Here is a 23,097-nt window from a genome sequence, read left to right on the forward strand (position 1 = left end):
CTCAGGCGGTCTGGGTACGGGTCTTCGCGGGACGACGTGACGTGGGGTGGGCTTCCTCGTGGGCGCGCTGCTCGTTCAGATCGAAGAGGCGGTCGAGGACTTCGTCTTCGAAGGCTTCGAGTTGTTTGGGAGTGGCGCCGCAGTACGGAGGGGCGTGGATGTCATTCCAGCCGTAGGCGTCCAGGACGGCCTGGTCCACGGCGACATGCAGGTCACGCAGGCGCTGCGTCGCGGCGTCCGTGACGGACTTGTCCTTGAGCCGGTTGTACGTCGTCGTCAGGCCAATGTTGTGGGCCTGCATGTACCGGCTGCGCTCGAAGTCGAAGCGCTTCCCGATTGCATCAAGTGATGCAAGCACTGACTCGTCAGGAAAGGGGAATGTTTCAAAACAGTCGCTGGGTGCGTAACGAAGATCGTTACGCATTGAGGACGATAGCAGGCGCGCCCAGGCTTCATGTACCCGCGATTGCAGCACCGTCAACCAATGGTCCTGCTCCACCGGAACGACGATGGCAGCCTCACTGAAAACCACGAACGATGGCTGCCACGAGAACATCAGGTGCTTCGAGACACGTGAGATCGCAAGGCAACGCGAGCTTGGTCGAAGGACCTCGTAGAGCGCGGGGGTATACCTTCCGTACTGCCACCAATATGACTTCCGACGTTTGCCGTCGGCATTGTCCTTGAGCTTGATGCGCTCCGGCTTCACCAAATCCCTTACGATGTGAAGAAGGTCAGGCCATCGTTCTGCCTCCTTCAGTTCCATTTGCTCGAAGTTGATGACGTATCTTTCCAGTTCGGGGCTGGGGTCGGAATTGATCTCCTCGCCACCCACGTAGCGGAAGATGCGCTCCGCGTTTTTGGATGACTTCGCGACAAGGGCCGAGCGCTGTTCAGGGCTGAGGACGAACCCCATGCCAAGCACGATGCTTCCCTGGAAGCTCTTACCCGCATTGTTGGCGAGCACTACGGGATCCGCACGTTCAGGCTTCCCCCTCAGTCGGGAGTTGAGGTGCTTCACGGGGTGTCGATCCAGCCGAGCCTCCAGCTTCAGGTCAGAGACGTGCCCCTTCGCCAGATGCACCACGGACACCGAAACATTGGCGCCAGCTACGGGCCACTTCATGGATCGCACGGCGTCGTACAGATGTCCGCCATGGTCCACCAGGTGCTTCAGTCCCGTGGTCCTCGTGTCCCCTTGCGCGATGGTGTTGGTGGCGATGAAGCCGAAGCTGCCGTGCTCACCCAGTAGGTGGAACGCACGGCGGAAGAAGTGCGCGGACAGGTCCGCATTGCCGTGCGCGCCCTCGTGAACCGCCTGGAGCCAGGGCAGGTAGTTATCTCCTCCTGTCTCGATGATCGCGTTCTTCCCCGCGAAGGGCGGGTTGCCCACGAACCCATCGATCCATGCCGCCTTGTTGGGCTGCTCGTTGTCGAGCGGATCGGGCCGACTTCCATGGAACACCTCCGGGAACTCCAGCGGCCAGTGGAACGTCCATGACGGCGCGGAGAATGCAGCGATGTCCGCCGGCATGGGAGGCAGAACGCCCTTCTTCTCCTGGGCCAGCCACACTCCAATCCGATCGAGCCGACGGATGCGCTCCTTCTCCCGCTCCTTGTCCGAACCATGGGCGAAGAACGCACCGACGCACGCGTTGGCAATCTGTTTGACGTCCGCCAGCGCGGCGTCCGCGTCACGGAGCAGCCCTTCCTTCACCCGGCCGGGGTCCAGGTCCAACTGCAACGGCTTTCGCTCTGGTCCTTCCAGGTCGAGCGCGAGTTGAAGGATCTCCTCGCGCTTCTCGAGCGAACGCGTCAGCTGCTTCTTGATGAGCGCCCACGGCAGCTCTGACTGCTTCTTGCTGTCCGGGTCCCAATGGAACGCTTGAAGCTGATCCAGGTCGAGCCCCACCAGTGAGTCGCCACACTTGAGCGCATGGTCCAGGAACGTGAAGGGCTCTGACTTCGCCAGCGTCACGAGCCACAACGACAGCTTCGCGAGGCTCACCGCCCACGGATTCTTGTCCACACCGTACAGGCACCGCTGCGCCACCAGCCGGCGCGCTCGCATCACCTCATCCTCGTGCTTGTCGCGCTTCAGCACGCCCTCACGGGTCCAGGCTGCGACGACCTGGTCCGCGAGGAAGCGGCAGGACTCCACCAGGAACGCGCCCGACCCCATGGCCGGGTCACAGATCTTCAGATTGAGGAGGCGCTCCGAGGAAGGCTGGGGGCCCATCGTCTTGAGCAGCGGCTCCAATGCACGCTGGACGATGGGCGTGGAGAGGCTTCGAGGCGTGTAGTGGCTGCTGGTCCGCCGTCGCTCGTTTCCGGGCTGGAGCACCCACTGGGAGGCTCGCCGCGTCTCGGTGCCTCTCACGCGGTAGGGCTCCAGCGCGGCCAGGACCATCTGCTGCGTGACGGCCTGCTCCAGCGTCTTCGCCAGTGCCTTCACCGCCTTCGTATCCAGTCCTGCTTCTTCCTCCATCCATGCGGCACGACGCTTCGCGGGCTGGGCCAGCACCTCGTCCGCGGAGACCCAGACCTTCGAGGGCTTGAGGCAGAGTCCAGCGCCAGTCAGGCGCTTGACGTGAAAGCCCATCAGCCCCTCGTACACGGAGCCGATCTGCTCCACGTCCAGCGACTTGAAGCTCAGTCGCTGTCCCTTGAGGAAGATGAGCCGCTCCAGGACCTGATGGACGGTCTCATCATCAATGGATGGCGTTGGCGTATGCGCGCCCGCATCGTCGGAGGTCCCGCCACCCAGGAAGGGAAACCTGTCGGGGTCGAAAAGCTGCCCGCGACGTGCCGGCATGCGCAACTTGTCGTGTGAGGCACCCAGATAGACGCACCGGAAGAGCGCCAGCAGTCGTGGCCACGCACCGAACCGCCGGTTCATCGCATCGGGATATTGGCTGGCATCCTCGACCAGTTGCTCGTGAAGCGCCTTCACCGACAGGTCATCGCGGTAGGGCTCCTGGTCCACGGGAAGCAGGCCCTGGTCCTCCGCGTAGAGGATGAAGACGAGCCGCAAGAGCGTGGAGAGGAGGCCGCCGTAGACATGGTCCTCGCCTCGTGAGAACGCTTCATCCAGGGCCCGCGAACGATCCCGCTCAGCGGCCGTCTCGAACCCCGTCAGCAAGATGCCGAGCGCTTCCAGCACCTGGTCCGCGAGTTCTTCTGTGACGTCCGCCTGGCGGCGTCGCGATTGCTCCAGGAGCGCGGGGAGCTGGTGCTCGGGCAGCACGCCGAAGAACCGGCGCGCGTGCAGGAGCATCACCATCGCGTCGAACAGGGGCCGGCCACTGGAGGTGACGAGGTCCTTGAACCGGAAGGTGAGATGCCCCGAGGTCTCCCCGTGGGGGGCGTAGACCAGGCGCACGCAGTCCCCATTGAACAGCAGGCCGATGGGGACGCGGGCTGCGCGCAGCAAGCGGTCGAACTTGGCGGTCGGTTCGTAGAACCACGCGCCCGTGGTGTCCTCCTTCTTGTCCAGGTCCAACCCGGCCGGCAGTTCCCAGGTCAGGAGCGCGAAACCTTCCGCGGCCCGGCTGATGGGCGTGGAGTCATCCGGCAGGCCTTCTGGCTTCGCGGGTGGAGGACCGCGTCGCCGCAGCCCCCGCGTAGGCCGGATCGTCTGTTGTCCCTCCGCGATGTCGAGCCGGAGGTTCTCCGGAAACTCCGTGAGGAAGTCATCGTCGGCGTAGCCCAGCACCTCCCGGAGGAAGCGCGGGACGTCCGTCACCCGAGGTGACTCCCGGCCCGCCAGCAGGACGAACCGCGACTGCGCGGACACCGGCAGGCGCTGCATGCACTGCGCGTCCTCGAGGACTGGGATGGAGACCACCAGCCCCTCGATGGGCTGCGCCATCCCCATCCATGTCTGGTGATAGCGACGCTCGACGTCACCGCCAAAGTGCCCGTCCATTAGCGCGCCCCCGGCCACAGGTAGACCATGCCCACGGGCACCAGACGGGCGACCCGCACGGCGTAGGTGGCTTTCAAGGATTCGGGCTGCTCAACGAGCTCCTTCCCGAGCGCTGTCAAACGTTGTTCGAGGTGGGCCTTGTCTCGCTTCCATTGGTCCTGCTCCGCCCGTGCGTCGAGCTTGAGCTCGAGCTGTGCGCCAAGCGCCTCTTGGATGGCTTCCTGCTGCGTGAGGAGAATCTGGGTCAGGGCCTTGGCTTCGGACGCCCCCCGGGCCGCCAGCTTCTTGCGAGCCTCCTTCTCCCGCTCCGAGGCCTGCTCCTCGATGGCGGGCCAGAGCTTCGAGAAGTCGGACGCGGCGCTGGCCAGCAGTCGTTTCTGGACGGCCTTCGGTGTCGCGGAGAGCGCGGGCGCTTCCGCCAGCGTGGTCTCCAGTTGATCAATCGCCTTGCGGTCCGCTTCGTCCGCGAAGGGCTTCAGGTGCCCGCGACCGCCGCCGTCCAGCCACTTCGCTGAAACGGAGACGACTTCGTCATGGAGCCGCGCCGCACCCTCGCCAAAGAGCGAGAGCCGGCCGAAGACGATGACCCGCGCCACCGAGTCGCGCTTCGTCTGGACCACCGTGACCCGGCTCAGGTCGTTCGCGGAGAACCCCTGCGCCAGGAACCGCTGGAGCACCCGCTGCACAAGCGGATGGGACAGATGCAGGTGAGCAAGCTTGCTGGAGACACCCGGAGGGGCCTCGAAGACCACGGGGGACAGGGGGCGCTTGCGCCACTCCCAGGGGGCCTCATCCAGTTCCCTCCTGGGGCGGATGGCATCCAGGGTCGTGTTCCATGAAGCGGGGAGGGCAGGAACCTTCCACGCCTCCAGCGTCCGGCCCTCCTCCGTGATGGTCTCCCGCTCCAGCCGCCCCGCGCCGGCCAGCTCGAAGCCCACGTCCAGTGCGTCGCGCAGCAGGACGGGATTGAAGTCCATCACCTTGCCGCTGCGCTCACGGAGTTCCCCAATCGCATCCAGCTCCTTGCGCAGGGATTGAAGCGTGCGTTGGGACTCCAGTTCCCGCTTCGTGACGTCGGTGCGGGAGGAGGTCGCGGCGCGGGAGAGGCTCTCCAGCGTGCCCTTGTGGATGCCCGATGCGAGGGCATCGTGCATCTGGTCCATCAACACGCTGCCAAGGCTGCCGAGCTCGCGGGTGATGGTCTCCACCTTGCGGGCCAGGGTGTCGAGCACCGCGTCCTCGGTGCGCTGGCTGTAGACGAAGTAGCCGCAGCGGACCGCGGGCGCGGGTTGCAGGGCCCGGTCGATACGACCATTGCGCTGTTCCATGCGCGAGGGATTCCACGGGACGTCATAGTGGAAGAGGTCCGCGCAGTGGCCTTGTAGATTGATTCCTTCGCGCGCGGCGTCGGTCGCGAGGAGGACCCGGACGGGGTACTCCTCCATCGGGCCGTTGAATGCGGCCTGGACCTGTGCGCGCCTCACATCATCGATGCCTCCCGTCAGGGTGAGGATTCGCTCATCGCCCCGGTGGGTCCCTTCGAAGGCCGCGGTGAGCTGCTCCTTGAGGAAACGGAGCGTGTCGCCGTACTCCGTGAAGATGATGACCCGGCGGGGCTTCCATGCGGCGCCTCGGGTGAGCGGACATTGATGCTCGCGAATCCAGTGGAGCAGGGCCCGCAGCTTCGCGTCCCGGGCAGTGCGGTGCCGAGCGCTCAGCTTGAGCATGTCATCCAGGAGCTGGCGTGCCTGGATGCGGGCGGACAGCTCCTGGCTCTGTTCGCGGATGGTCTCCGCGAACGCCAGCTCAAGGGATTCGTCTGTCTCGCCGTGCTCCTCGGACTCGGGGGCCAGGTCGCCGGTGAGCGCTCCGCCATCTGGGGCCAGCGAGCCCGCGCCGAAGGCCGCCGCATGGACGGAGAGGGTGCGGTGGAAGGCCTCGATGCTGGAGAGCAGACGCTTCTGGAGATTGATGAAGACCAGGCGCCCCTGCTTCGTCGCAGGAGCCATCAGCTCAGTGTAGCGAGCGAGCTTCTGGGACAGCTCCAGTTCGGTGGCCGGCCCTTCGCCCAGGTCGACGCGTTGCTCGACGGACTTGCCGTCCGGAGCGAGCCACTCCGCATGCCAGCGCCCCGCCTCATGCCTCAAGCGCACGCCAACGACGTGCCGCTCGGGGTAGCGCTGCGCGCTGCCAAGGGCGCGCAGGTCGCCTTTGAGCCGGCGCACCATGACAGGGGCCAGCTGGGATTCGCGGACGCGGGTGCCGCGGGTGAAGCGCTGGGGGTCCAGCATCTCCAGCAGCGCGGAGAAGCTGTTGGAGTGGCCGTTATGGGGTGTGGCGGAGAGGAACAGCCGGTGTTCGAAGCGCTCCGCCAGGGACCGGATGCTGCGGGTGGTCTCCGTGTCGATGGCGTACCGACTGGCCGACGCGGGAGCGACGACGTGCGCCTCGTCGAGCACCAGCAGGGACTTGTGATGGCCCTTCTCCTCCAGCAGGGTCTTCAGTGGCTCGAAGTACTCGCTGCGCCGCAGCGTCTGGTACGACACGATGAAGCGCGAGTGTGTTGCCCAGACGGGGACCTGGAAGCCGCGCTCCTGACGGCGGCGGGAGACGAACTCGCTGTTGAAGATCTCGAAGCGCAGGCCGAAGCGCTTCTCCATCTCATCGCGCCACTGGAGCGTCACGGACGCTGGGCAGACGATGAGGACGCGGTCTACGCGCTGGCGGAGGATGAGCTCCTGCAACACCAGTCCGGCTTCGATGGTCTTTCCGAGACCTACGTCGTCGGCGATGAAGAGGTTCACCCGGGGCAGCTCAAGCGCCTTCTTGAGTGGCGTGAGCTGGTGATTCATCAGGTGGATGCCCGCTCGGAACGGCGCCTGGAAGAGCCGGGCGTCGGTGGCGGTGACCGAGCTCCACTTGAGCGCATGCAGATACGCGGCGAAGTGACGGGGCTCGTCGAAGCGTTCGGGTGCTCCCAGTCCACCCTGCTCGGGCCGGATGACCCGAGCGGCGAGCTCGCGCTCCCATAGGACAGACAGGGGACGACCCTGTGCGTCATCATCCAGACAGGTCAGTCGAACGAGTGTGTGTTGCTCCCGGACATCCGAAGGAGCCACGACTTCGTTGACCAGATATTGGCGGTGTCGGACCTGCGCGATATCACCCGCGCACGGCATGGGAGTGGTGGGCACAGACACACCGTGCCGCTACATCCCTGTAGTGCACCATTCCCCATAATGAGTAGAGGGTTTGGTGGGATGTGTGCATGCCTATGGTGCACCGATACATTTATTCAGTGCAGGAGGCGCAGCAGCCACCGGTTCATGTCGCTCTCGTACGGGGTGAGCTCATGTCCCTCGTACTTGAACGTGAATGGCTTGAGCAGGCGCGCGAGGGCGCGATGTTGAGGTGGAACGACTGTCTTCTCGGTGTCGATGGGGTCGGGCCACTCGTCCAGGGTGACCAACAGACGGTCCTCTGCGATGGGCAGAAGCGAGACATCCGGGAAGGAAAGCGCGTTCCTCAGCGTGTGGATGCCTCCCAGTGACCCGAGCAACGGCTCACCCAAAAAGGTGAGCCAGGATGCGCTCAATGCATGAGTGCCGAGGCGTGAGCTGAATTCGCCAGCGTTGGGGATATCCAGGCCCGGATAACGGGCGAGGAGCGACTCGACCTGGTTCCAATCCGCCGAGGCCCATGAACCCCTTGAGGAGACAATCGCGAAACTGACGTATCCGAAGTTGAAGGGAAGCTCGCGAGCCAGTTCCAGGGCCAGTGCGCGCAGTTGGACCGCGCCGTGCTGCAGCAGGTACTCCGTGGGGAATGTGAACGACAGAGTAGTGGCGGGTGCATCATGAATGGGACTGTCCAGCCGTCGTCCGTAGTACTCGACTTGGTAGCTCCCGGTTTCGCTGGGGCTCTCCCGCAGCTCCACGGTCCGGCTGCCTCCCCCAATCCGCTCGATCACCACATGGCGATTGTGTTCCCAGCCTGCGTCATCCAGCGGGACCATGTCCCCATCCGAGGACGTGTACCAGTTGAGTGAGCCGGGAGGGATGGCGCGACGATAGGTTTGAATGGAACGCCAGATCGCAGACCCTACCTCCGAGTGGTCGCGATGGATGAAGAAGACAAGTACGACGCCATCTCGTCCGGCGAGCCACTCGCCTCTGCCGCGAAGTCGGATGCTCGGGAAGATGGGCTTCATCGCTTGAAGGGCTCCACGCCTGCTTTGGGCGACACGAGCATGGCCCGTCCACCCAGTGCTTTCTCGTAGATAGCCCCTTGGGAGTCGTAGGCGTAGGGGCTGTTGCTTCCGTATTCAGTCCACCGAGCCGGGTTGGTGTCCGGACAAGGGAACTTGAAGTCCAGGGTGAGCACGGACTTGAGCAGGTCGCGGTCTCCGTGCAGGACGAGGTCCGGCTTGATGGTGCCCCGGAGTTCGTCGGTGCAGCCATCGGCGATGAGCTGCGCTTCCTTCGCCCGGCTGAGGGTCTCCAGGAAGCGGGCGTTCGGGTAGTATCGGTAGCGCTGCTCGATGCTGAAGGGCGCGGGCCACAGCTCTTTCAGCACCGCTTCCGCGCACTGGAGCGCGAGCACGTGCTTCAGCTTTCCCAACTGCATGGCCCGCGTCACGGGCTTGCCGCAGCGGTCCTGCTCCACCACCTCGCTGCACTCCTGACGCGTCGGAGGCCGGTTTTCGAAGTAGCGCGCGTTTCCCACCTGCTCCGCCTGGACGGCGCACGCGGCGAGCTGCTGCTCCAACTCATCCGCGTCGTGGTCCTGCTGCATCAGCGCGAGCACGGCCGGTGGAATGGCCCGGACCAGCGGGGAAGCCATGGCCTGGGTCGCGGCCCGCGCGGACGCCTGCTCCGCCACATACGCCGCGTACCGTGCCTTCCCAGCAGTCTCCGAATCGACGAAGCCCAGCTCTCCGTGCCGGGAGTGCCGTGAACCGCCGGCACACCCCGTGAGCAACGCACACACCATCCAGAGATTCGTCACGGGGCGCACGTGCCGGACTCTATTGCCTCCTCGGGCTTCGGCGGTGGTCATGCTCGCGGCTCGCGTGAGCCGGGCGCCCTGGTGTAGTAGATGTTTCACGGAACACGCCCTGATACATCTGGGAGCACGGAACTTGGATTTTCGGCACCATTGGATCTCCCCCTCGTTCCTGGCACAGGCCTGCGCTCGGGGCCAGGCTCTCCCAATGCGGTTGCGCGTCCGGTTCGAGCGCGCCTTCGGAGCCGACCTGAGCGCTGTCCGCCTGCACGAGCATCCCCTGGTCGCGAGCATGGGAGCCGAGGCCCTGTGCTGGGGAGAGCAGATCCTCTTCGCTCCGGGCGCACTGGCGCTCGACCTGGCTCACGGGAGCCGGATCCTCGCGCATGAGCTGGTGCACGTGCTGCAACAGCGCGCGGGCCGCGTCCCCCACGGGCACGGCGGGACCGGACTGCTCGTGGATGGGGCCCTGGAAGCGGAGGCCGAAGCCCTGGCGGCACGGGCCCTCTCGGGTGAGCGTGCGGAGTTCGCGGTTGCCTGGACGGGGACTTCGCCCACCCCAGCGCTTCAGGCGTACCACGTCATCCCGAATGCTCAGTTCGGCGCGCAGGACGTCAACCTCCACAACGCCACCTTCGAGACCCAGCGGGACGGACTGCGGCCCCAGCCCTATCCGAAGACGAACGGGGACAGCTTCCTCATCGACGCGGGGACCGCGAACGTCATGGTGCGGGCGCACAACCAGGTCGCGCTCCGGTTCTCCGATGACAACGAACTCGCCATCGAGGACACCGATCCCCGCCACGAGCAGGCCAAGCACTTCTTCGCCACGGACCGCGCCATCGACCGGTGCAACCGCGCGTTGAGGTCCGTGGGCTCCAGCTATCGCATCGCCAAGGTCCCCGGGCCGCGCTACCTGGAAATCGGCCCCCCCGCGCAGCCGGGCTGTCTGCCCTTCCTGAGCGGCCCGGGACCCAAGCGGCTGTTCCAGGTGGCGATGTCCGAGGACGGGCACCTCGAGCCCGCGGTGTCGCAGAACTGCAACGAAATCTCCGGCAAGGTCATGGGGGAGCAGCAGGACTCGCAGCGCACCGTGAGGCTCTCGCAGTCCGGCAACCAGCTCTTCCTCAACCTGCCGCGCTGGCAGCTCGGAGGGTGGGCCCCCGTCTTCCCGGCCCACGGCGACATCCCCTTCCGGCTGGCGGTGCTCCTCACCACGTTCCTCTTCCACGGACAGGGAGAGGGCCCCAACGCCGCCGCGGCCCGGCAACGCGCGGTCAACGATTACCAGGTGGGATTGCAGAACGCGCTGGCGGGCGCCAATACGCCCAACGCCCAGATGGCGGCGCTCGCGGGCTACTACGGCCCCATTGGCCGCAACTACGGCCGGCTGGTGAACCGGGTCCGCGCCAATGCCGGCATGACGCTCAATGGCGTCAACCTCAATGGACAGACGCTCCAGGCACGGTACGAGCAGCTCCTCTACCGGCTGGGCCTCAACGCCTACGCGGATCCGCGCGTGGGCGACGCGTTCCAGACGTACTCCGTGGGCGCCATGGAGCGCTACCAGGATGCCCAGAACCGCAACTGGATGCGGATGCGGGACGAGGTCGCTCCCCGCCCGGTGGCGCCCATCCCTCCGCCCGTCTACTGCGAGCCGGTGTGGGAGTATCACTGGGGCGGCGTGGTCGCGGAGAGCGGCGCGGACCGCATCACCTTCGAGAACTACGCCCGCAACTACGAGGATCGCCAGGGGCCCCAACTCCAGGGCGGCGAGTTCCGCGCGTTCTTCCAGATGACCCGCGTGCCCACCGGGGTCAATGATCCGCTCATCGCCCAGTCCTGGCACGAGAGCTGTTACGCCCACGGCTTCGCCAATGCCCTGACGATGTGCGTCTCCAAGCTCAGCCGCTGTGGGCGCTGAGCCGGCTCACCGCTTCCCGCGGGCCAGCAGCATCACCGCGACCAGGATGGCGCTCATGGCCCCCCAGGTCATGGGGCCCAGCGTCTCTCCCGCGAACACCACGCCCAGCAGCACCGCCACCGCCGGGTTCACGTACGCATAGCTCGTCGCGAGCGCCGGCCTCGCGTGCCTCAGCAGGTAGCCATACGCGCTGAACGCCACCAGCGAGCCGAACACCACCAGGTACACGAACGACACCAGCGCGCGCGGGGGCACCGCGTCCGCCATCCGCTCTCCCAACACGAAGCTCAGCGCCATCATCATCACGCCCGCGCTCAACATCTGCGTCGCTGGCGCCATCAACCCGGAGGGCATCGGCAACCGCCGGCTCCACACCGACCCGAAGGCCCACGCCGCCGGCGCCACCACCACCGCCAGCGCCGCCACGCCTCCGCCGCTCATGTCACCGCCCAGGTTGAGCAGCGCCACCCCCGCGAACCCCAGCACCAGCCCCGCCAGCTCCGCGCGGCCCGGCCGCTGCCCGAACGCCGCCCCGAAGATGGCCGCCCACAGCGGCATGCTCCCCACCACCAGCGCCGCCACCCCGGACGGCACCCCCAGGTTCTGCGCCACCGCGATGCCCCCGTTGCCCAACACCAGCAACAGGAAGCCCGTCACCACGCCCGCCCCCCACTGCCGGAGGCCCGGCCCCGGCTGCCCCTTCAGCCGCAACCCCGCGAACAACACCCCGCCCGCCAGCAGGAAGCGCAGCCCCGCCATCCGGAACGGCGGAAAGCCCGTCAGCGCGAACCGCATCGCCAGGTAGGTCGACCCCCAGATGACGTAGAGCGCGAAAAGGCTGAACAGCAGGCGGCCCCGGTGGGGCGCGGGCTCGACGATGTCGGGGGTCGCGGTCGCGGTCGTCACGGCGGCGGCCTTCTAATCCCCACCTCCCTCCCGTGCGATGTGCGCTTTGCCGTACCCGTGCCACGCAGGCCGGCCGGCCAGCGCCCCGCCTGCCTGCCCTCCGGAAAGGCCCCTCCCAATTGAATGCCCCGGGCGTCCCTTTTAGAATTCTACAGGAGGCATGGAGACCCGAGGGTCGGGCCGACACCCTCCGGAGCGTGAGCGGGAATGCCCGACGAATTGGGTGAGCGCGAGAAGGAAGTCCTCCGGGCCGTGGTGCAGGAGTACATCACCACCGGCGGCCCGGTCGGCAGCCAGCAGCTGACTCGCAGAGGCGAGTTCGAAGTGTCTTCCGCGACCATGCGCAACGTGCTCGCCGACCTGGAGGCCCTGGGCTTCCTGGAGAAGCCCCACACGTCCGCGGGCCGCGTGCCCACCGACCGGGGCTACCGCTTCTACGTGGACACCCTGGTGAAGCTGCGCGACCCCGCGCCCCGCGACCGCGAGCTCATCCACGCCGGCCTGGTCCACGAGTCCAACCTGGATGACGTCCTGTCGGAGGCCAGCCGCGTGCTGCATTCGCTCACGCGCCACGCGGGCGTCGTCCTCACGCCCCGCGCCGACGCCGCCGTGTTCCAGCGCATCGAGTTCCTGCGCCTGCGCGAGAACCGCGTGCTCGCCGTGCTCGTGGGCCAGAACGGCCAGGTGCACAACAAGGCCCTCACCGTGGACTTCCCGGTGACGTCCGACGAGCTCATGAAGGCCAGCAACTACCTCTCCGAGCTCCTGCACCAGGTGCCCCTGGAAGAAGCGCGCGAGCGCATCCGCGCGGAGATGGACCAGGAGCAGGCCCTCTACAACGCGCTCACCGCCAAGGCCCTCAAGCTGGGCGCCGCCGCCACCGACCTGCAGACGCCCGAGCGCGTGCTCATCGAAGGCACCGGCTCCTTCCTGGAGCAGCCGGAGTTCGCGGACGTGGAGCGCATCCGCGCGCTCTTCCGCGCCCTGGATGAGAAGCACAAGCTGCTGCACCTGCTGGACCGCGTGCAGCGCACCAAGGAGATGCACGTCTTCATCGGCGCGGAGAGCGAGTTCTCCGCCGCCGGTGACGTCACCGTCATCGCCAGCCCCTACGGCACGGCGGAGGCGGTGCTGGGCACCGTCGGCGTCATCGGGCCCACGCGCATGGACTACCGGCGCGTGATTCCCCTGGTGAACTTCACCGCCCAGGTGCTCTCCAGCGTGCTGGAGAAGGTGTAGCGCGAAGCCCTACTGCGGCGCGGGCGCGTAGACGCGCAGCGCCGAGGGGGCCACCTCGAAGCGCATGGGCGTCATGCCCACGTTCTCCCCGTCCGCGTTGACCTCCATGGGCGGATCCGTCTCCACGACGAGCCGGGACGTGTGCAGGTGCACGACGGACTCGTGCTCCAGGTGCCCGCCACTGCGCATGCCCAGCGCCACGCGCGCCAGCGTGGCCACGTCTTGCAGGTGGCCCAGCCCCGTGCGCTCGCCGCCGTCCTCCATGGAGGGCGCGGTGATGGCGTAGACGTGGAACTTGCGGTCGTCCAGCGTGGCGTCCGGCGCCACCATGTTGCCCGCGCCGTGGTAGCGGCCGTTGCCCACCACCAGTTGGAGCGCGTCCAGCTCCAGCGTCTGGGAGTCCGCCTGGAGCCGGACGTGGAAGGGCTGCAGCGTGCGCATCTCCGCGGCGGCGGCCATGGGGTAGGCCAGCTTGCCGGCGCGCTGCTTCAATTCCTGCGTGAGCCGCTTCGCGATGGCGGTGGTGAGCCCCAGGCTGGCGGCGTTGAGGAAGGGCCGCCCGTTGACGAGCCCCACGTCCACGCGCGCCGTGTAGCCGCCCGCGATGACGTCACACGCGGCCTCCAGCGTGTCCGGGATGCCCAGCGAGCGAGCGAAGTCATTGCCGGTGCCCAGCGGCACCACGCCCAGCGTCACCTCTCGCCCCATCAGGGCCTGCGCCGCGCAGCTGATGGTGCCGTCGCCTCCTCCCACGAGGACGCGGCGGGCGCCCTGGGCGATGGCCTCCTCCACGACCTTTCGCAGGCGCTTGGGCCGCGTCAGCGCGTGCGCGGCCATGAGCGGGATGCCGTGGGCGGCCAGCAGCTCCCGGGCATGTTCGAAGGCGTCGCGCCCGGAGCGCGAGCGCGTGTTCACCACCAGGACCGCGGGCCCTTCGTCCAGGTGGCGGAGGCGCGGAGGTGCGTTGAGTGCGGGTTCCAGAGGAAACCTCGGCTTTGAGTGCAGCGCCTCCAAGCTGCGCACGACCGTCCCTGGGCACCAGCGGGACCCACGCCAAAAAGGGCAGGGGCTCTGTCCATTCCCCACCTCGGGCGCGCGTGGAGGTTCCACGGGAAGACAGGGGTAGGGGGCTGGCGGGTTCCCTCCCTGGGTAGGCGTGTTCACCTTCCAGGCGACGCGGACTCCGTGCCACGGACCCGCGCCGGGACATTCTCCAGGAGGGGATTGAATGGCACGAGGAAGCAAGGACAAGTATTCGGCGAAGCAGAAGCGCATGGCCGAGCACATCGAGAAGGGCTACGAGGACAAGGGCACCAGCGAGAAGACCGCGGAGGCCCGCGCGTGGGCCACCGTGAACAAGCTCACCGGTGGCGGGACGAAGGGTGGCTCCGGCAGCAAGGCGAAGGCGGCCCGCCGGCGCCCCACGGCCCGCAAGAACGCGCGCAAGGCCGGACGCGTGGGCGGCAAGCGCCGCGCCGCGACCGCGAAGAAGACCGTCTCCCGCCGCAAGAAGGCCGCGCCCGCCCGGGCCCGGCGCACCACCACCGGCCGCAAGGCCACCTCGCGCACCGGCACCGCCGGCAAGCGCTCCACGGCCCGCAAGAGCACCGCGCGCCGCGGGACGGCTCGCAAGAGCACGGCGTCCCGTTCACGCGCGAAGCGGGGCGGTTCGCGCAAGTAGCAGCGGCAAGGGCTCCACCGGTGGCCACGCTCCTCGTGGCCGCCGGGGACGCCTCCACCCCGTCACGCGCTTCTAGCGCGACTCCTCGTCCTTGGAGGTGTCCCGCGACGCCGCGTCCCAGGGCCAGATGTCGGGGTCCGTCTCCAGGCGGCGCAGCAGCTCCGCGGGGTCCTTCACCAGCGTGCGGCAGCCGGCCGTGCGCAGGTCCTCCGCGCGGAAGCCACCGCACAGCATGCCCACGGACGCCAGGTGCAGCTTGCCCGCGGCCAGCGCGTCGTAGGGCGTGTCGCCCACCACCACCACCGTGGCGGGGTCCGGCTTGCCCAGCTTCGCGAGCGCCGCCTCGAAGATGTCCGGGTGCGGCTTGCTCTTGTCGACCTCGTCCTTGGAGGTCTTCACCTCGAAGAGGCCGTCGATGCCGCACAGCTCCACGTAGCGCTTGAGCTCGTCGTCCTTGGCGCTGGAGGCCAGGGCGACCTTGGCGCCACGCTTGCGCAACAGCTGGAACAATTCCTTCACGCGCGGGAAGGCGCGCACCTTGGGCAGGAACTCGCGCTTGAAGCGCGCGGAGCGGTCCTCCTCCAGGTCCTTGCCGAAGCGCTCCAGCTCCTCGTCGTTGAAGAAGACGGGCAGCAGCTGGTCGGCGCCCTTGCCAATCTGGCTGCGCACGTGGGCAAACGGGATGTCCCGCCCGAACTCGATGAACGACCGGCGCCAGGCCTCGGCGTGCTCGTCCACGGAATCCACCAGCGTCCCATCCACGTCGAAGATGACGTTCTCGACCATGCGCGGCAAACCTCCGCCGCCAAGGTGGCGATGGGCAGCGGGCCGGTCAACCGCCCGTGGGTGACTTCGGTCCACTCTCCTGCGCTTCACTGTCCACGAGTGTCCGGGTCTGCACGCTGTATCCCTCCGGAGCGGCGGGGGTGAAGGCGTCGTTGGGCAGCGGCGTCTTCAGGTCCACCTTCGACAGCACCGTCTCCCCCTGCTTCGCGTCCCCCAGCCAGCGCGTGAGCTTGCTGGGCACGCACAGGCCCAGGGCCGCGTCGCAGTGCTCCTCCTCCATCCGCACCTCCGCCCGGGTGCCGTCCGGCGCGCGCGTCTTCTTGGCCAGGAAGTCCAGCGAGGGCCAGCGCAGCACGTACGTCACCTCCACGCCGCCGCCCGCCTCGCCCTCCAGCGCCATGGTCAGCTCCACGGCCTCCTTCGCCTGGGGCAGGCCCTGGCCGGTGACGCGCTTGGCCTTCGCGCTGCGCAGGAGCAGCGGCGCGCGGAAGCCGTCCGGCACGAAGGGGGTGAAGATCTCGGTGAGGAACGCGGACAGCTTCTCCGCGGAGACCTGGGACGTGAAGGTGGTGAACTGCTTCGTCGCCTCCACCTGCTCGTACAGGTGCTTGCCGTCCCACCACACCTGCCGGGCCTGGGGCGCGGACACGGTGCCGCGCATCTTCTGGGGCGCGCGGTACGCGAAGGTGAAGCCCGCGGAGGCGGTGTCCCCTTCCGTCTGGGTGCCCTCCATCTGGTAGGCCTGGAGCTTCGCGTCGCGCGCGGCCAGCTTCTCGCGCACCTGGGCCATCAGCTCCGCGTCGTTCGCGCCTCCGGACGAGGACGAACGGCACGCGACGAGGCACACGAGGGGCACGAGGAGGAGGGCGCGCATGGGGAGGGACTCCAGGGCAGGGGCTGGAAATGGAAAAGGCCCCGCTGTTTCCAGGGGGCCTTCGGACTGCCTCGGTGAGGAGGCAGCTTGGGACTACTTCACCGCCACGCCGGTCGCGGAGGAGCTGGTGATGCCGATGATGGTGCCGAACAGGGCGAAGATGCCGTGACGGGGCGTGGTGGAGGCCGACTTCAGGTCCACCTTGGAGGCGCCCATGGCCTTCGCCTCGGTGATGAGGAGCTTGTTCACCACGGTGTCCAGGTCGCTCTGGACGATGTCGATGATGTGGAAGATCGCGGTCAGGCCCAGCGAGCTGCCCTGGATGACGGCCACGGCCTCGCCGTTGGCGGCGATCTCGGAGCCGGAGACGACGGCGGACTCGACGCTGGTGCAGCCCACGAGGGAGGCGGCGGCGACGGCGGACAGGATGAACTTCTTCATGGTTATCTCCCCAACTGACGATGGCTTGGATGGTGACGGAGCCGCCCGGACGGGCCCTCCGCCGTTCGGTAAAGCCTCAAGCGGCGCGGTTCGTAGCAGAAGGCTTTTTCAAGTCAAGGACCCGGGGCGGGGTATTCCGAGTTCTGTTGGACACTTCATCCGCCGGGCGGCGCGGGACCGGTCGCCCCTGTCGCGGACGTGAGGCATCTTCGCGCATGCACCCGGTTTCCGTTCCCCATCCCGCCCCGAACCGCGTCTGGCTGCACCTGCTGCTGTTCGTGGTGACGCTGGGGACGACATTCCTCGCGTACCTGCTGCTCTTTGGCCGCTCCTTCCCATTCAGCGGGGGCGGCCTGCTGGAGGAGGACCGGACCCAGGCGCTGTTCTTCAGCGGGTCGCTGCTGGCCATCCTGGGGTCGCACGAGATGGGGCACTACGTGCTCGCGCGGTGGCACCGGGTGGACACGTCCCTGCCGTACTTCATCCCGCTGCCGGTGCCGGGGAGCCTGGGCACGCTGGGCGCGGTCATCCGGCTGCGCGGGCGCATCCCCACGCGCAACGCGCTGGTGGACATTGGCGCCGCGGGGCCGCTGGCGGGGCTGGTGGTGGCGCTGCCGCTGCTCTACTGGGGGCTGTTGCACTCCACGGTGGTGGACTCGCCGCCGGTGCCGTCCACGTTCCCCGGGGAGTCGTCGCTGTGGGTGCTGGGGCAGGACCTGCTGCGCTGGGTGATGGAGAAGCTGACGCAGGCGCCGCCCGCGATGCCGCCCGTCTACACGAGCCACCAGACGCTCTTTGGCGACAACCTCATCATGAAGGCGCTGACGTGGCTGGCGCTGGGCCCCCTGCCGGAGGGCAAGGACGTGGTGGTGCACCCGGTGGTGATGGCGGCGTGGTTCGGCCTGCTGGTGACGCTGCTCAACCTGCTGCCGGTGGGGCAGCTGGACGGCGGGCACCTGACGTTCGCGGCGCTGGGGCCGAAGGCCCGCTGGGTGGGCAAGGGCGTGGCGGTGGTGCTGCTCTTCCTCACCGTGTTCGTCACCGCGTCATGGGGCCTGTGGCTGGTGGTGGCGAGCAAGGTGGTGGGCTTCGGCCACCCGGAGGTGCTGCGGCCGGAGGAGCCCCTGAGCGTCTCGCGCAAGGTCATTTGCGCGCTGTGCCTGCTGGCGCTGGTAGGGTGCGCGATGCCCATCCCGCTGCGAGAGGTGTGGTCATGAAGTACCAGTGCGAAAGCTGCGACCGGCTGGTCAAGGTGGAGACCTACGTCCTCGAGGACCATGCGCTGGCCGTGGGGTGCCCCGCGTGTGGAGCGTGGACGCGGGCGGCGCCCTCGATCTCCAAGCCGGCCTCTCCTCGTCCCCCTCCGGAAGGTGACGGCCTGGAGGAGGTCGCGGTGGCGGCGCCCTACGCGGGCCCTCTTCCGCCGCCGCCCTCGCGGCCCAGCGTCACCGCGCTGCGGGTGGTGCGCCCGGACGCGCCCGCCGCGGCCCCGCTCACGCTGGACGAGGACCCCTTCCAGGCGCCGCCGGGCCGCTGCCCCAAGTGCGTGGCGCCCATGCGCGAGGACGACGGGGCCTGTTCGGCGTGCGGACTGGTGTACGCGAACTTCATCCCGGAAGAGCACCAGCCCTCCGAGGTCCTGGCCCGGGAGTGGCGTGAGCTGATGGCGGCCTGGCACGACCCGGACGCGCATGACCGCGTGCTGACCCAGGCGATGCTGCGGGGCGAGATGGCCATGGTGGGCCGGCTGTACCGCATGCGGCTCGCCCGGGCGCCGAACGACGCCCAGGCGCTGCGCGGACGGGATGAGGTGGTCCGCCGCGTGACGACGGCGACGGCGCTCACCTCCGACGGGCCGTCACCGGAGCTGGGGCGCAGGGTGAAGAGCGTGGTGATGGGCACCGTGCTGGTGGTGTCCCTGGTGCTGCTGCTGGTGCTCTTCCACATGATGCGCGGCTCCTTCTAGGCGGCAGGCCAAAGCGGAGCGCTGGCCGGCCCGCCAGGTGGGCGAGCGGGGGAAGGGATTTCAGCGGCACGACAGGGAACGCGCGGGGGGCGCCGGGCGCTGTTATCCTGCGGGGCCGCTTTCACGTCCTCCTGCCCCCGAACCGCCGCATGTCCGCGCCCGCGCCCCGTCCTCTCTCTGTCGACAGCCTGCTGGGTCCTGGTGGCGCGCTGGAGGAGGCGCTGCCCGCGTACGAGCACCGCCCGGAGCAGCTCCAGATGGCGCGCGCGGTGGAGCGGGCCTTCTCCGAGGGCAGCTACCTGCTGGCGGAGGCCGGCACCGGCACGGGCAAGACGCTGGCGTACCTGGTGCCCGCGCTCCTGTCGGGGCGCAAGGTGGTGGTGTCCACGGCCACGAAGACGCTGCAGGACCAGGTGTTCTTCAAGGACCTGCCGCTGCTCAGCGAGAAGCTGGGGCTGCGCTTCGAGGCGGCGTACCTCAAGGGGCGCGGCAACTACCTGTGCCTGCACCGCTACGACTCCTTCGAGAAGGACCCGCAGTTCGTCTCGAAGGAAGAGGCGAAGCAGTGGCCGCTGCTCAAGAAGTGGGTGACGCAGACGGAGACGGGGGACCGGGCGGAGCTGGATTTGCCGGAGTCCTTCGCCGCGTGGTCGCGGCTGTCCACCACGTCGGAGACGTGCCTGGGCTCGCGCTGCTCGCAGTACGAGACGTGCTTCGTCACGCGGATGCGCAAGCGCGCGGAGGTCGCGGACCTGCTGGTGGTGAACCACCACCTGTTCTTCGCGGACCTGGCGCTGCGCAGCTCCGGCAAGCGCACGGAAGGGGTGCTGCCCTTCTACGACGCGGTCATCTTCGACGAGGCGCACGCCCTGGAGGACGCGGCCAGCAGCCACTTCGGGTGCAGCGTGTCCAACTACCGGCTGGAGGAGCTGTCGCGCGACGCGGTGGCGGCCCTGCAGGCGAAGGACGAGCGGCACGCGACGCTCTCCGCGCTGGCCCAGCGGGTGCGCTCGCACGCGGACGCGCTGTTCCTCCAGGCGCCTCGCGCGCTGGGGCTGTCCAGCCAGGAGTCCACCGTGGCCCTGCGCCCGGAGACGATGGGCAAGCTGTCCGGCGCGCTGGAGCAGGTGCGCGAAGGCCTGGCCGCGCTGGCGTCCTTCGCGGGCAGCGAGCGCGAGCCGGAGCTGGCCGCCATCCACCGCCGCGCGGAGGAGATGGCGGAGCAGCTCACCTTCCTGGAGAAGTCCGAGTCCGCGGACCACGTCTACTGGGCGGAGGCGCGCGGCAAGGGGCTGTTCCTGCGCGCGAACCCCATCGACGTGGCGAAGGAGCTGCGCGACCGGCTCTACGGCGCGCTGGACACGGTGGTGTTCACCTCCGCGACGCTCGCGGCGGACAGCCGCTTCGACTTCTTCGCCAAGCGCATGGGCATGTACGACGACGAGGGCCAGCCCGTGACGCGCGTGCGCACGCTGGCGGTGCCCAGCCCGTTCGACTTCCCCCGCCAGTCCGCGCTGTACCTGCCCACGCACCTGCCGGACCCCAGCGCCCCGGGCTTCATCGAGGCGGCGGCGGAGGAGATCATCCAGCTGTGCGAGGTGACGGGCGGGCGCGCGTTCGTGCTCTTCACGTCGCTGCGCAACATGGTGCGCGCGTACGAGCTGACGGCGACGCGGCTGCCCTACCAGGCGCTGCTCCAGGGAGAGCGGCCCAAGCAGCAGCTGCTGGACGCCTTCCGCCAGACGCCCAGCGTGCTCTTCGCCGCGCACAGCTTCTGGGAGGGCGTGGACGTGCCCGGGGACGCGCTGAGCCTGGTCATCATCGACCGGCTCCCCTTCGCGTCTCCTGGCGACCCGCTGGTGGCCGCGCGCATCCGCCAGATTCAGGCGCGCGGGGAAGAACCCTTTGATCAGTACCAGCTGCCGCAGGCGGCGCTGGCGCTGCGCCAGGGCTTCGGGCGGCTCATCCGCACGCAGGCGGACCGGGGCATCGTGGCGATGCTGGACCGCCGCATCGTGACCAAGGGCTACGGCCGCGTGTTCCTCTCCAGCCTGCCGCCCGCGAAGCGGATGGAGGACACGACGGAGCTGAGCCGCTGGTTCAACGGCCCGGTGCGCCCGGTGCCGCCCGTGCGCTCGATTCGCTGAACACGTCGCGCAGGCGCAGGCCCACGCGCGCCTGGAAGGGCGGGGCCAGGGTGTCCACGCCCGCGCGGCCCGCGAGGTACTGGCGGTCGAAGAGGTTCTCCACCGCGCCGAAGGCGTCCACCTTCCAGAAGAGGTGGCGGCTCACGAACAGGTCCACCACCGCCGCGCCGCCCATGCCGCGCGTGTTGAGGTCGTCCTCGTACTGCGGACCGAACACGCGCAGCTGCGCGGTGACGGAGACGATGCGCGGGTCGTCGAAGGTGACCGCGAGCGAGCCGCGATGCCTGGGGTCCTGTGGGAGCTGGCGGCCCACGAGGTCGGGCTGGCCGGGAGCGCGCGTGACGACGGGGTCCACGAAGGTGTAGGCGGCGAGCGCGGTCCACTGGCGTGACACGCGCCAGTCCGCGCCCAGCTCCACGCCTCGCACGCGGGCCCGGCCCAGGTTCTGGCGCTGGCGGGTGGCGCCGTCCGGCAGGGGCGTGGCGAGGGTGACGTTGGTGACGGGCGCGTCCAGCACGTTCCAGAAGCCGGTGACGCGGCCGGTGAGCCCGCGCGGGCCGGTGGCCTCCACTCCCGCCTCGGTGCCCCAGAGGCGCTCGGCGCCCAGGTCCGGGTTCGCGGCGGTGAGGACGGTGCCCACCTGGAAGGGGCGGTAGAGCTCGTTGAGCGTGGGGGCGCGGAAGGCGCGGTACGCGGAGGCGCGCAGGGTGAGCCACTCCAGCGGGCGCACGCGCGCGGCCAGGCGCGGGCTGAGCTGACTCGCCGTGCGGGGATCGAAATAGGTGGTGCGGGTGGCGCCGTTCGCGAAGGCATTCCACTCCCTGCCGTCGAAGTTGCGCCACGTGTCCCAGCGCAGCGTGCCGGCGAGCTCCAGCGCGGGGGACACGGTGTAGAGGTCCTGCACGAAGACGCCGCTGGACAACTGCGTGCCCTGCGTGTTGCGCGAGTAGAGCGTCGTGGCGGTGTACGTGGAGGGGAAGAGCAACTCGTCGGCCCTGCCGTGGGAGCGGCGCACGTCCACGCCCGCGGCGAGCACGTGGCTTCCTCCCAGCGCCAGCTCCGGCCCGGTCCAGACGAGCGAGCCGCCCTGGTCGTTCGCGGGCACGTCCTGGAAGGCGGAGCGGACCTCGAAGTTCCGGTCCGGGGTGACGCGGGCGCGGTCCTGGGCGAAGTGCTGGGTGCGGCCGAAGAGGCCCAGCTCGAAGGTGCCGGCGGAGTCCGTGCGGAGGCGGGCGTTCGCGGCGAACCACGCGAGGTCCACGCTGGCGACGGTGTATCGGGTGCCCCCGTTCTGCGTCTCGCGGAACACGCCCGCGCGGGCGGAGAGGGAGAGGTGGTCGGTGGCCTCTGCCTCGATGCGCGCCTGCGCGCTGACGTGGTTGGAGGGGGTGTCGCCGTCGATGCGGCCCCGCTGTCCCTCCGGGACGATGCGGTAGCCGTCGCTGGTGAGTCCCTCGACCTCCAGGGATGCACCCACGCGGCCCCAGCGGTCCGCGATGCGCGCGGCGGCGAAGCCGGTGCCCAGGTTGCCCACGGACACGTCCGCGTCGAGCACGGGGCCGGTGATGGGCCGGGAGAACAGTTGCACCACGCCGCCCAGCGCGGCGCTGCCGTAGAGCGCGGAGCCGCCGGTGGGGACGACCTCGATGCGGTCCAGGCCCAGGCGGGGCAGGGCGCGCCAGAAGACCCAGCCGCCGTAGGGGTCGTTGAAGGGAAGCCCGTCCAGGAGCACGAGCCCGCGAGCCACCCCGGAGGGCGCGAGCCCGCGCAGGTTGAGCCCCTGCGCGGTGGGGTCCGCGACCAGCGACGGCGTGCGGCGGAACGTGGCCGCGGACGGCAGCGTGCGGATGAGCGCGTCCTGCGTGAGCGTGGGGCTGCGTTCCATCTCCGCGCGGGGAATCACCACCGTGGTGGCGGGCACGTCGCGCAAGGGGCGCGGCAGGCGCGTGGCGGTGACGACGGTGCGGGTCTCGCGAGGAGACTCGGGCTCGGGGCCCGTGTCCTCGTCCACGGTCTGCGCGGTTGCCACTCCGGGCAGCAGCAATGCCAGTCCAAGAGGGAGTGCCAGACAGGAGAGCGCGCGCGGAGCAGGCATCGGGCCCGCTCTACTGGATGTCGGGCTCGCGGGCGAGCAATGGCGGATGGCAGAAACACGAACGGCGGTGAAGCGACCTGTGAAGGCCCCTCCACCGCCGCCGTTC

General features: G+C 68.8%; 16 protein-coding genes. 6 read left to right on the forward strand and 10 right to left on the reverse strand.

Features of this window, described 5'->3' with window-relative positions; genetic code table 11:
* Nucleotide 1: 1 nt before the first annotated feature.
* From JYJ93_RS07110 to JYJ93_RS07125, 4 genes are all read right to left on the reverse strand, one after another.
* Nucleotides 2-3,502, reverse strand: coding sequence for a DNA methyltransferase (locus tag JYJ93_RS07110; RefSeq protein ID WP_242543701.1), 3,501 nt, complete (start codon nucleotides 3,500-3,502; stop codon nucleotides 2-4).
* Nucleotides 3,503-3,927: 425 nt separating this feature from the next.
* A complete protein-coding gene (gene drmD, locus JYJ93_RS07115) occupies nucleotides 3,928-7,107 on the reverse strand; it encodes a DISARM system SNF2-like helicase DrmD (RefSeq protein WP_206800153.1) in 3,180 nt (1,059 codons plus the stop codon).
* 116 nt (nucleotides 7,108-7,223) lie between these two features.
* Nucleotides 7,224-8,138, reverse strand: a complete 915-nt coding sequence (locus JYJ93_RS07120; protein WP_206787486.1) for a type VI immunity family protein — start codon at nucleotides 8,136-8,138, stop codon at nucleotides 7,224-7,226.
* On the reverse strand, nucleotides 8,135-8,944 hold the full coding sequence (locus JYJ93_RS07125; RefSeq protein ID WP_269012828.1) for a hypothetical protein: 810 nt from the start codon (nucleotides 8,942-8,944) through the stop codon (nucleotides 8,135-8,137). The genes JYJ93_RS07120 and JYJ93_RS07125 overlap by 4 nt, the downstream gene beginning before the upstream one ends.
* Before the next feature lie 196 nt (nucleotides 8,945-9,140).
* Here JYJ93_RS07125 and JYJ93_RS07130 point away from each other — a divergent pair, with 196 nt between their 5' ends.
* Nucleotides 9,141-10,856: a DUF4157 domain-containing protein gene (locus JYJ93_RS07130; RefSeq protein WP_206787488.1), complete on the forward strand. Its 1,716-nt coding sequence runs from the start codon at nucleotides 9,141-9,143 to the stop codon at nucleotides 10,854-10,856.
* A 6-nt stretch (nucleotides 10,857-10,862) separates the two neighbouring features.
* On the opposite strand, the gene yedA is transcribed toward JYJ93_RS07130, so the two are convergent.
* Nucleotides 10,863-11,762, reverse strand: a complete 900-nt coding sequence (gene yedA, locus JYJ93_RS07135) for a drug/metabolite exporter YedA (protein ID WP_206787490.1) — start codon at nucleotides 11,760-11,762, stop codon at nucleotides 10,863-10,865.
* Between the two features lie 207 nt (nucleotides 11,763-11,969).
* Here yedA and hrcA point away from each other — a divergent pair, with 207 nt between their 5' ends.
* Nucleotides 11,970-13,001, forward strand: coding sequence for a heat-inducible transcriptional repressor HrcA (hrcA, locus tag JYJ93_RS07140; protein ID WP_206787492.1), 1,032 nt, complete (start codon nucleotides 11,970-11,972; stop codon nucleotides 12,999-13,001).
* A gap of 9 nt (nucleotides 13,002-13,010) precedes the next feature.
* On the opposite strand, the gene JYJ93_RS07145 is transcribed toward hrcA, so the two are convergent.
* Nucleotides 13,011-13,919, reverse strand: coding sequence for a lipid kinase (locus JYJ93_RS07145; RefSeq protein WP_347402693.1), 909 nt, complete (start codon nucleotides 13,917-13,919; stop codon nucleotides 13,011-13,013).
* A gap of 310 nt (nucleotides 13,920-14,229) precedes the next feature.
* On the opposite strand from JYJ93_RS07145, the gene JYJ93_RS07150 reads away from it, so the two are divergent.
* The gene (locus JYJ93_RS07150; protein WP_206787493.1) at nucleotides 14,230-14,682 is read left to right on the forward strand and encodes a transcriptional regulator; all 453 of its coding nucleotides are present in this window, start codon (nucleotides 14,230-14,232) and stop codon (nucleotides 14,680-14,682) included.
* Nucleotides 14,683-14,754: 72 nt separating this feature from the next.
* Here JYJ93_RS07150 and JYJ93_RS07155 read toward each other — a convergent pair whose 3' ends face one another.
* The 3 genes from JYJ93_RS07155 to JYJ93_RS07165 form a co-directional block, all read right to left on the reverse strand.
* Entirely contained in the window at nucleotides 14,755-15,468 is a 714-nt protein-coding gene (locus JYJ93_RS07155; protein WP_206787494.1) for an HAD family hydrolase, read from the reverse strand.
* 46 nt (nucleotides 15,469-15,514) lie between these two features.
* Entirely contained in the window at nucleotides 15,515-16,342 is an 828-nt protein-coding gene (locus JYJ93_RS07160) for a hypothetical protein (protein WP_206787495.1), read from the reverse strand.
* A gap of 93 nt (nucleotides 16,343-16,435) precedes the next feature.
* The gene (locus tag JYJ93_RS07165) at nucleotides 16,436-16,783 is read right to left on the reverse strand and encodes a hypothetical protein (protein WP_120551649.1); all 348 of its coding nucleotides are present in this window, start codon (nucleotides 16,781-16,783) and stop codon (nucleotides 16,436-16,438) included.
* Between the two features lie 215 nt (nucleotides 16,784-16,998).
* Between JYJ93_RS07165 and JYJ93_RS07170 the strand changes: the two genes are divergently transcribed.
* From JYJ93_RS07170 to JYJ93_RS07180, 3 genes are all read left to right on the forward strand, one after another.
* Complete coding sequence (locus JYJ93_RS07170; RefSeq protein WP_206787496.1) at nucleotides 16,999-18,000, forward strand: site-2 protease family protein; 1,002 nt, start codon at nucleotides 16,999-17,001, stop codon at nucleotides 17,998-18,000.
* A complete protein-coding gene (locus tag JYJ93_RS07175) occupies nucleotides 17,997-18,749 on the forward strand; it encodes a hypothetical protein (RefSeq protein WP_206787497.1) in 753 nt (250 codons plus the stop codon). Before JYJ93_RS07170 ends, JYJ93_RS07175 begins: the two co-directional genes overlap by 4 nt.
* Nucleotides 18,750-18,898: 149 nt before the next feature.
* Nucleotides 18,899-20,896: an ATP-dependent DNA helicase gene (locus JYJ93_RS07180; RefSeq protein WP_206787498.1), complete on the forward strand. Its 1,998-nt coding sequence runs from the start codon at nucleotides 18,899-18,901 to the stop codon at nucleotides 20,894-20,896.
* Here the strand turns inward: JYJ93_RS07180 and JYJ93_RS07185 are convergent.
* Entirely contained in the window at nucleotides 20,850-22,991 is a 2,142-nt protein-coding gene (locus tag JYJ93_RS07185) for a TonB-dependent receptor (RefSeq protein WP_206787499.1), read from the reverse strand. The two genes, JYJ93_RS07180 and JYJ93_RS07185, sit on opposite strands and share 47 nt — an antisense overlap.
* Between the last annotated feature and the right edge of the window lie 106 nt (nucleotides 22,992-23,097).

It is taken from the genome of Corallococcus sp. NCSPR001 (assembly GCF_017309135.1).
Classification (GTDB): domain Bacteria; phylum Myxococcota; class Myxococcia; order Myxococcales; family Myxococcaceae; genus Corallococcus.

Coding starts and splice junctions, on each gene's coding strand:
- JYJ93_RS07120 (WP_206787486.1), bottom strand. CDS start 8,138: ATGAAGCCCATCTTCCCGAGCATCCGACTTCGCGGCAGAGGCGAGTGG.
- JYJ93_RS07155 (WP_206787494.1), bottom strand. CDS start 15,468: ATGGTCGAGAACGTCATCTTCGACGTGGATGGGACGCTGGTGGATTCC.
- JYJ93_RS07180 (WP_206787498.1), top strand. CDS start 18,899: ATGTCCGCGCCCGCGCCCCGTCCTCTCTCTGTCGACAGCCTGCTGGGT.
- drmD (WP_206800153.1), bottom strand. CDS start 7,107: ATGCCGTGCGCGGGTGATATCGCGCAGGTCCGACACCGCCAATATCTG.
- JYJ93_RS07150 (WP_206787493.1), top strand. CDS start 14,230: ATGGCACGAGGAAGCAAGGACAAGTATTCGGCGAAGCAGAAGCGCATG.
- JYJ93_RS07165 (WP_120551649.1), bottom strand. CDS start 16,783: ATGAAGAAGTTCATCCTGTCCGCCGTCGCCGCCGCCTCCCTCGTGGGC.
- JYJ93_RS07130 (WP_206787488.1), top strand. CDS start 9,141: ATGCGGTTGCGCGTCCGGTTCGAGCGCGCCTTCGGAGCCGACCTGAGC.
- JYJ93_RS07175 (WP_206787497.1), top strand. CDS start 17,997: ATGAAGTACCAGTGCGAAAGCTGCGACCGGCTGGTCAAGGTGGAGACC.
- JYJ93_RS07160 (WP_206787495.1), bottom strand. CDS start 16,342: ATGCGCGCCCTCCTCCTCGTGCCCCTCGTGTGCCTCGTCGCGTGCCGT.
- JYJ93_RS07185 (WP_206787499.1), bottom strand. CDS start 22,991: ATGCCTGCTCCGCGCGCGCTCTCCTGTCTGGCACTCCCTCTTGGACTG.
- JYJ93_RS07170 (WP_206787496.1), top strand. CDS start 16,999: ATGCACCCGGTTTCCGTTCCCCATCCCGCCCCGAACCGCGTCTGGCTG.
- hrcA (WP_206787492.1), top strand. CDS start 11,970: ATGCCCGACGAATTGGGTGAGCGCGAGAAGGAAGTCCTCCGGGCCGTG.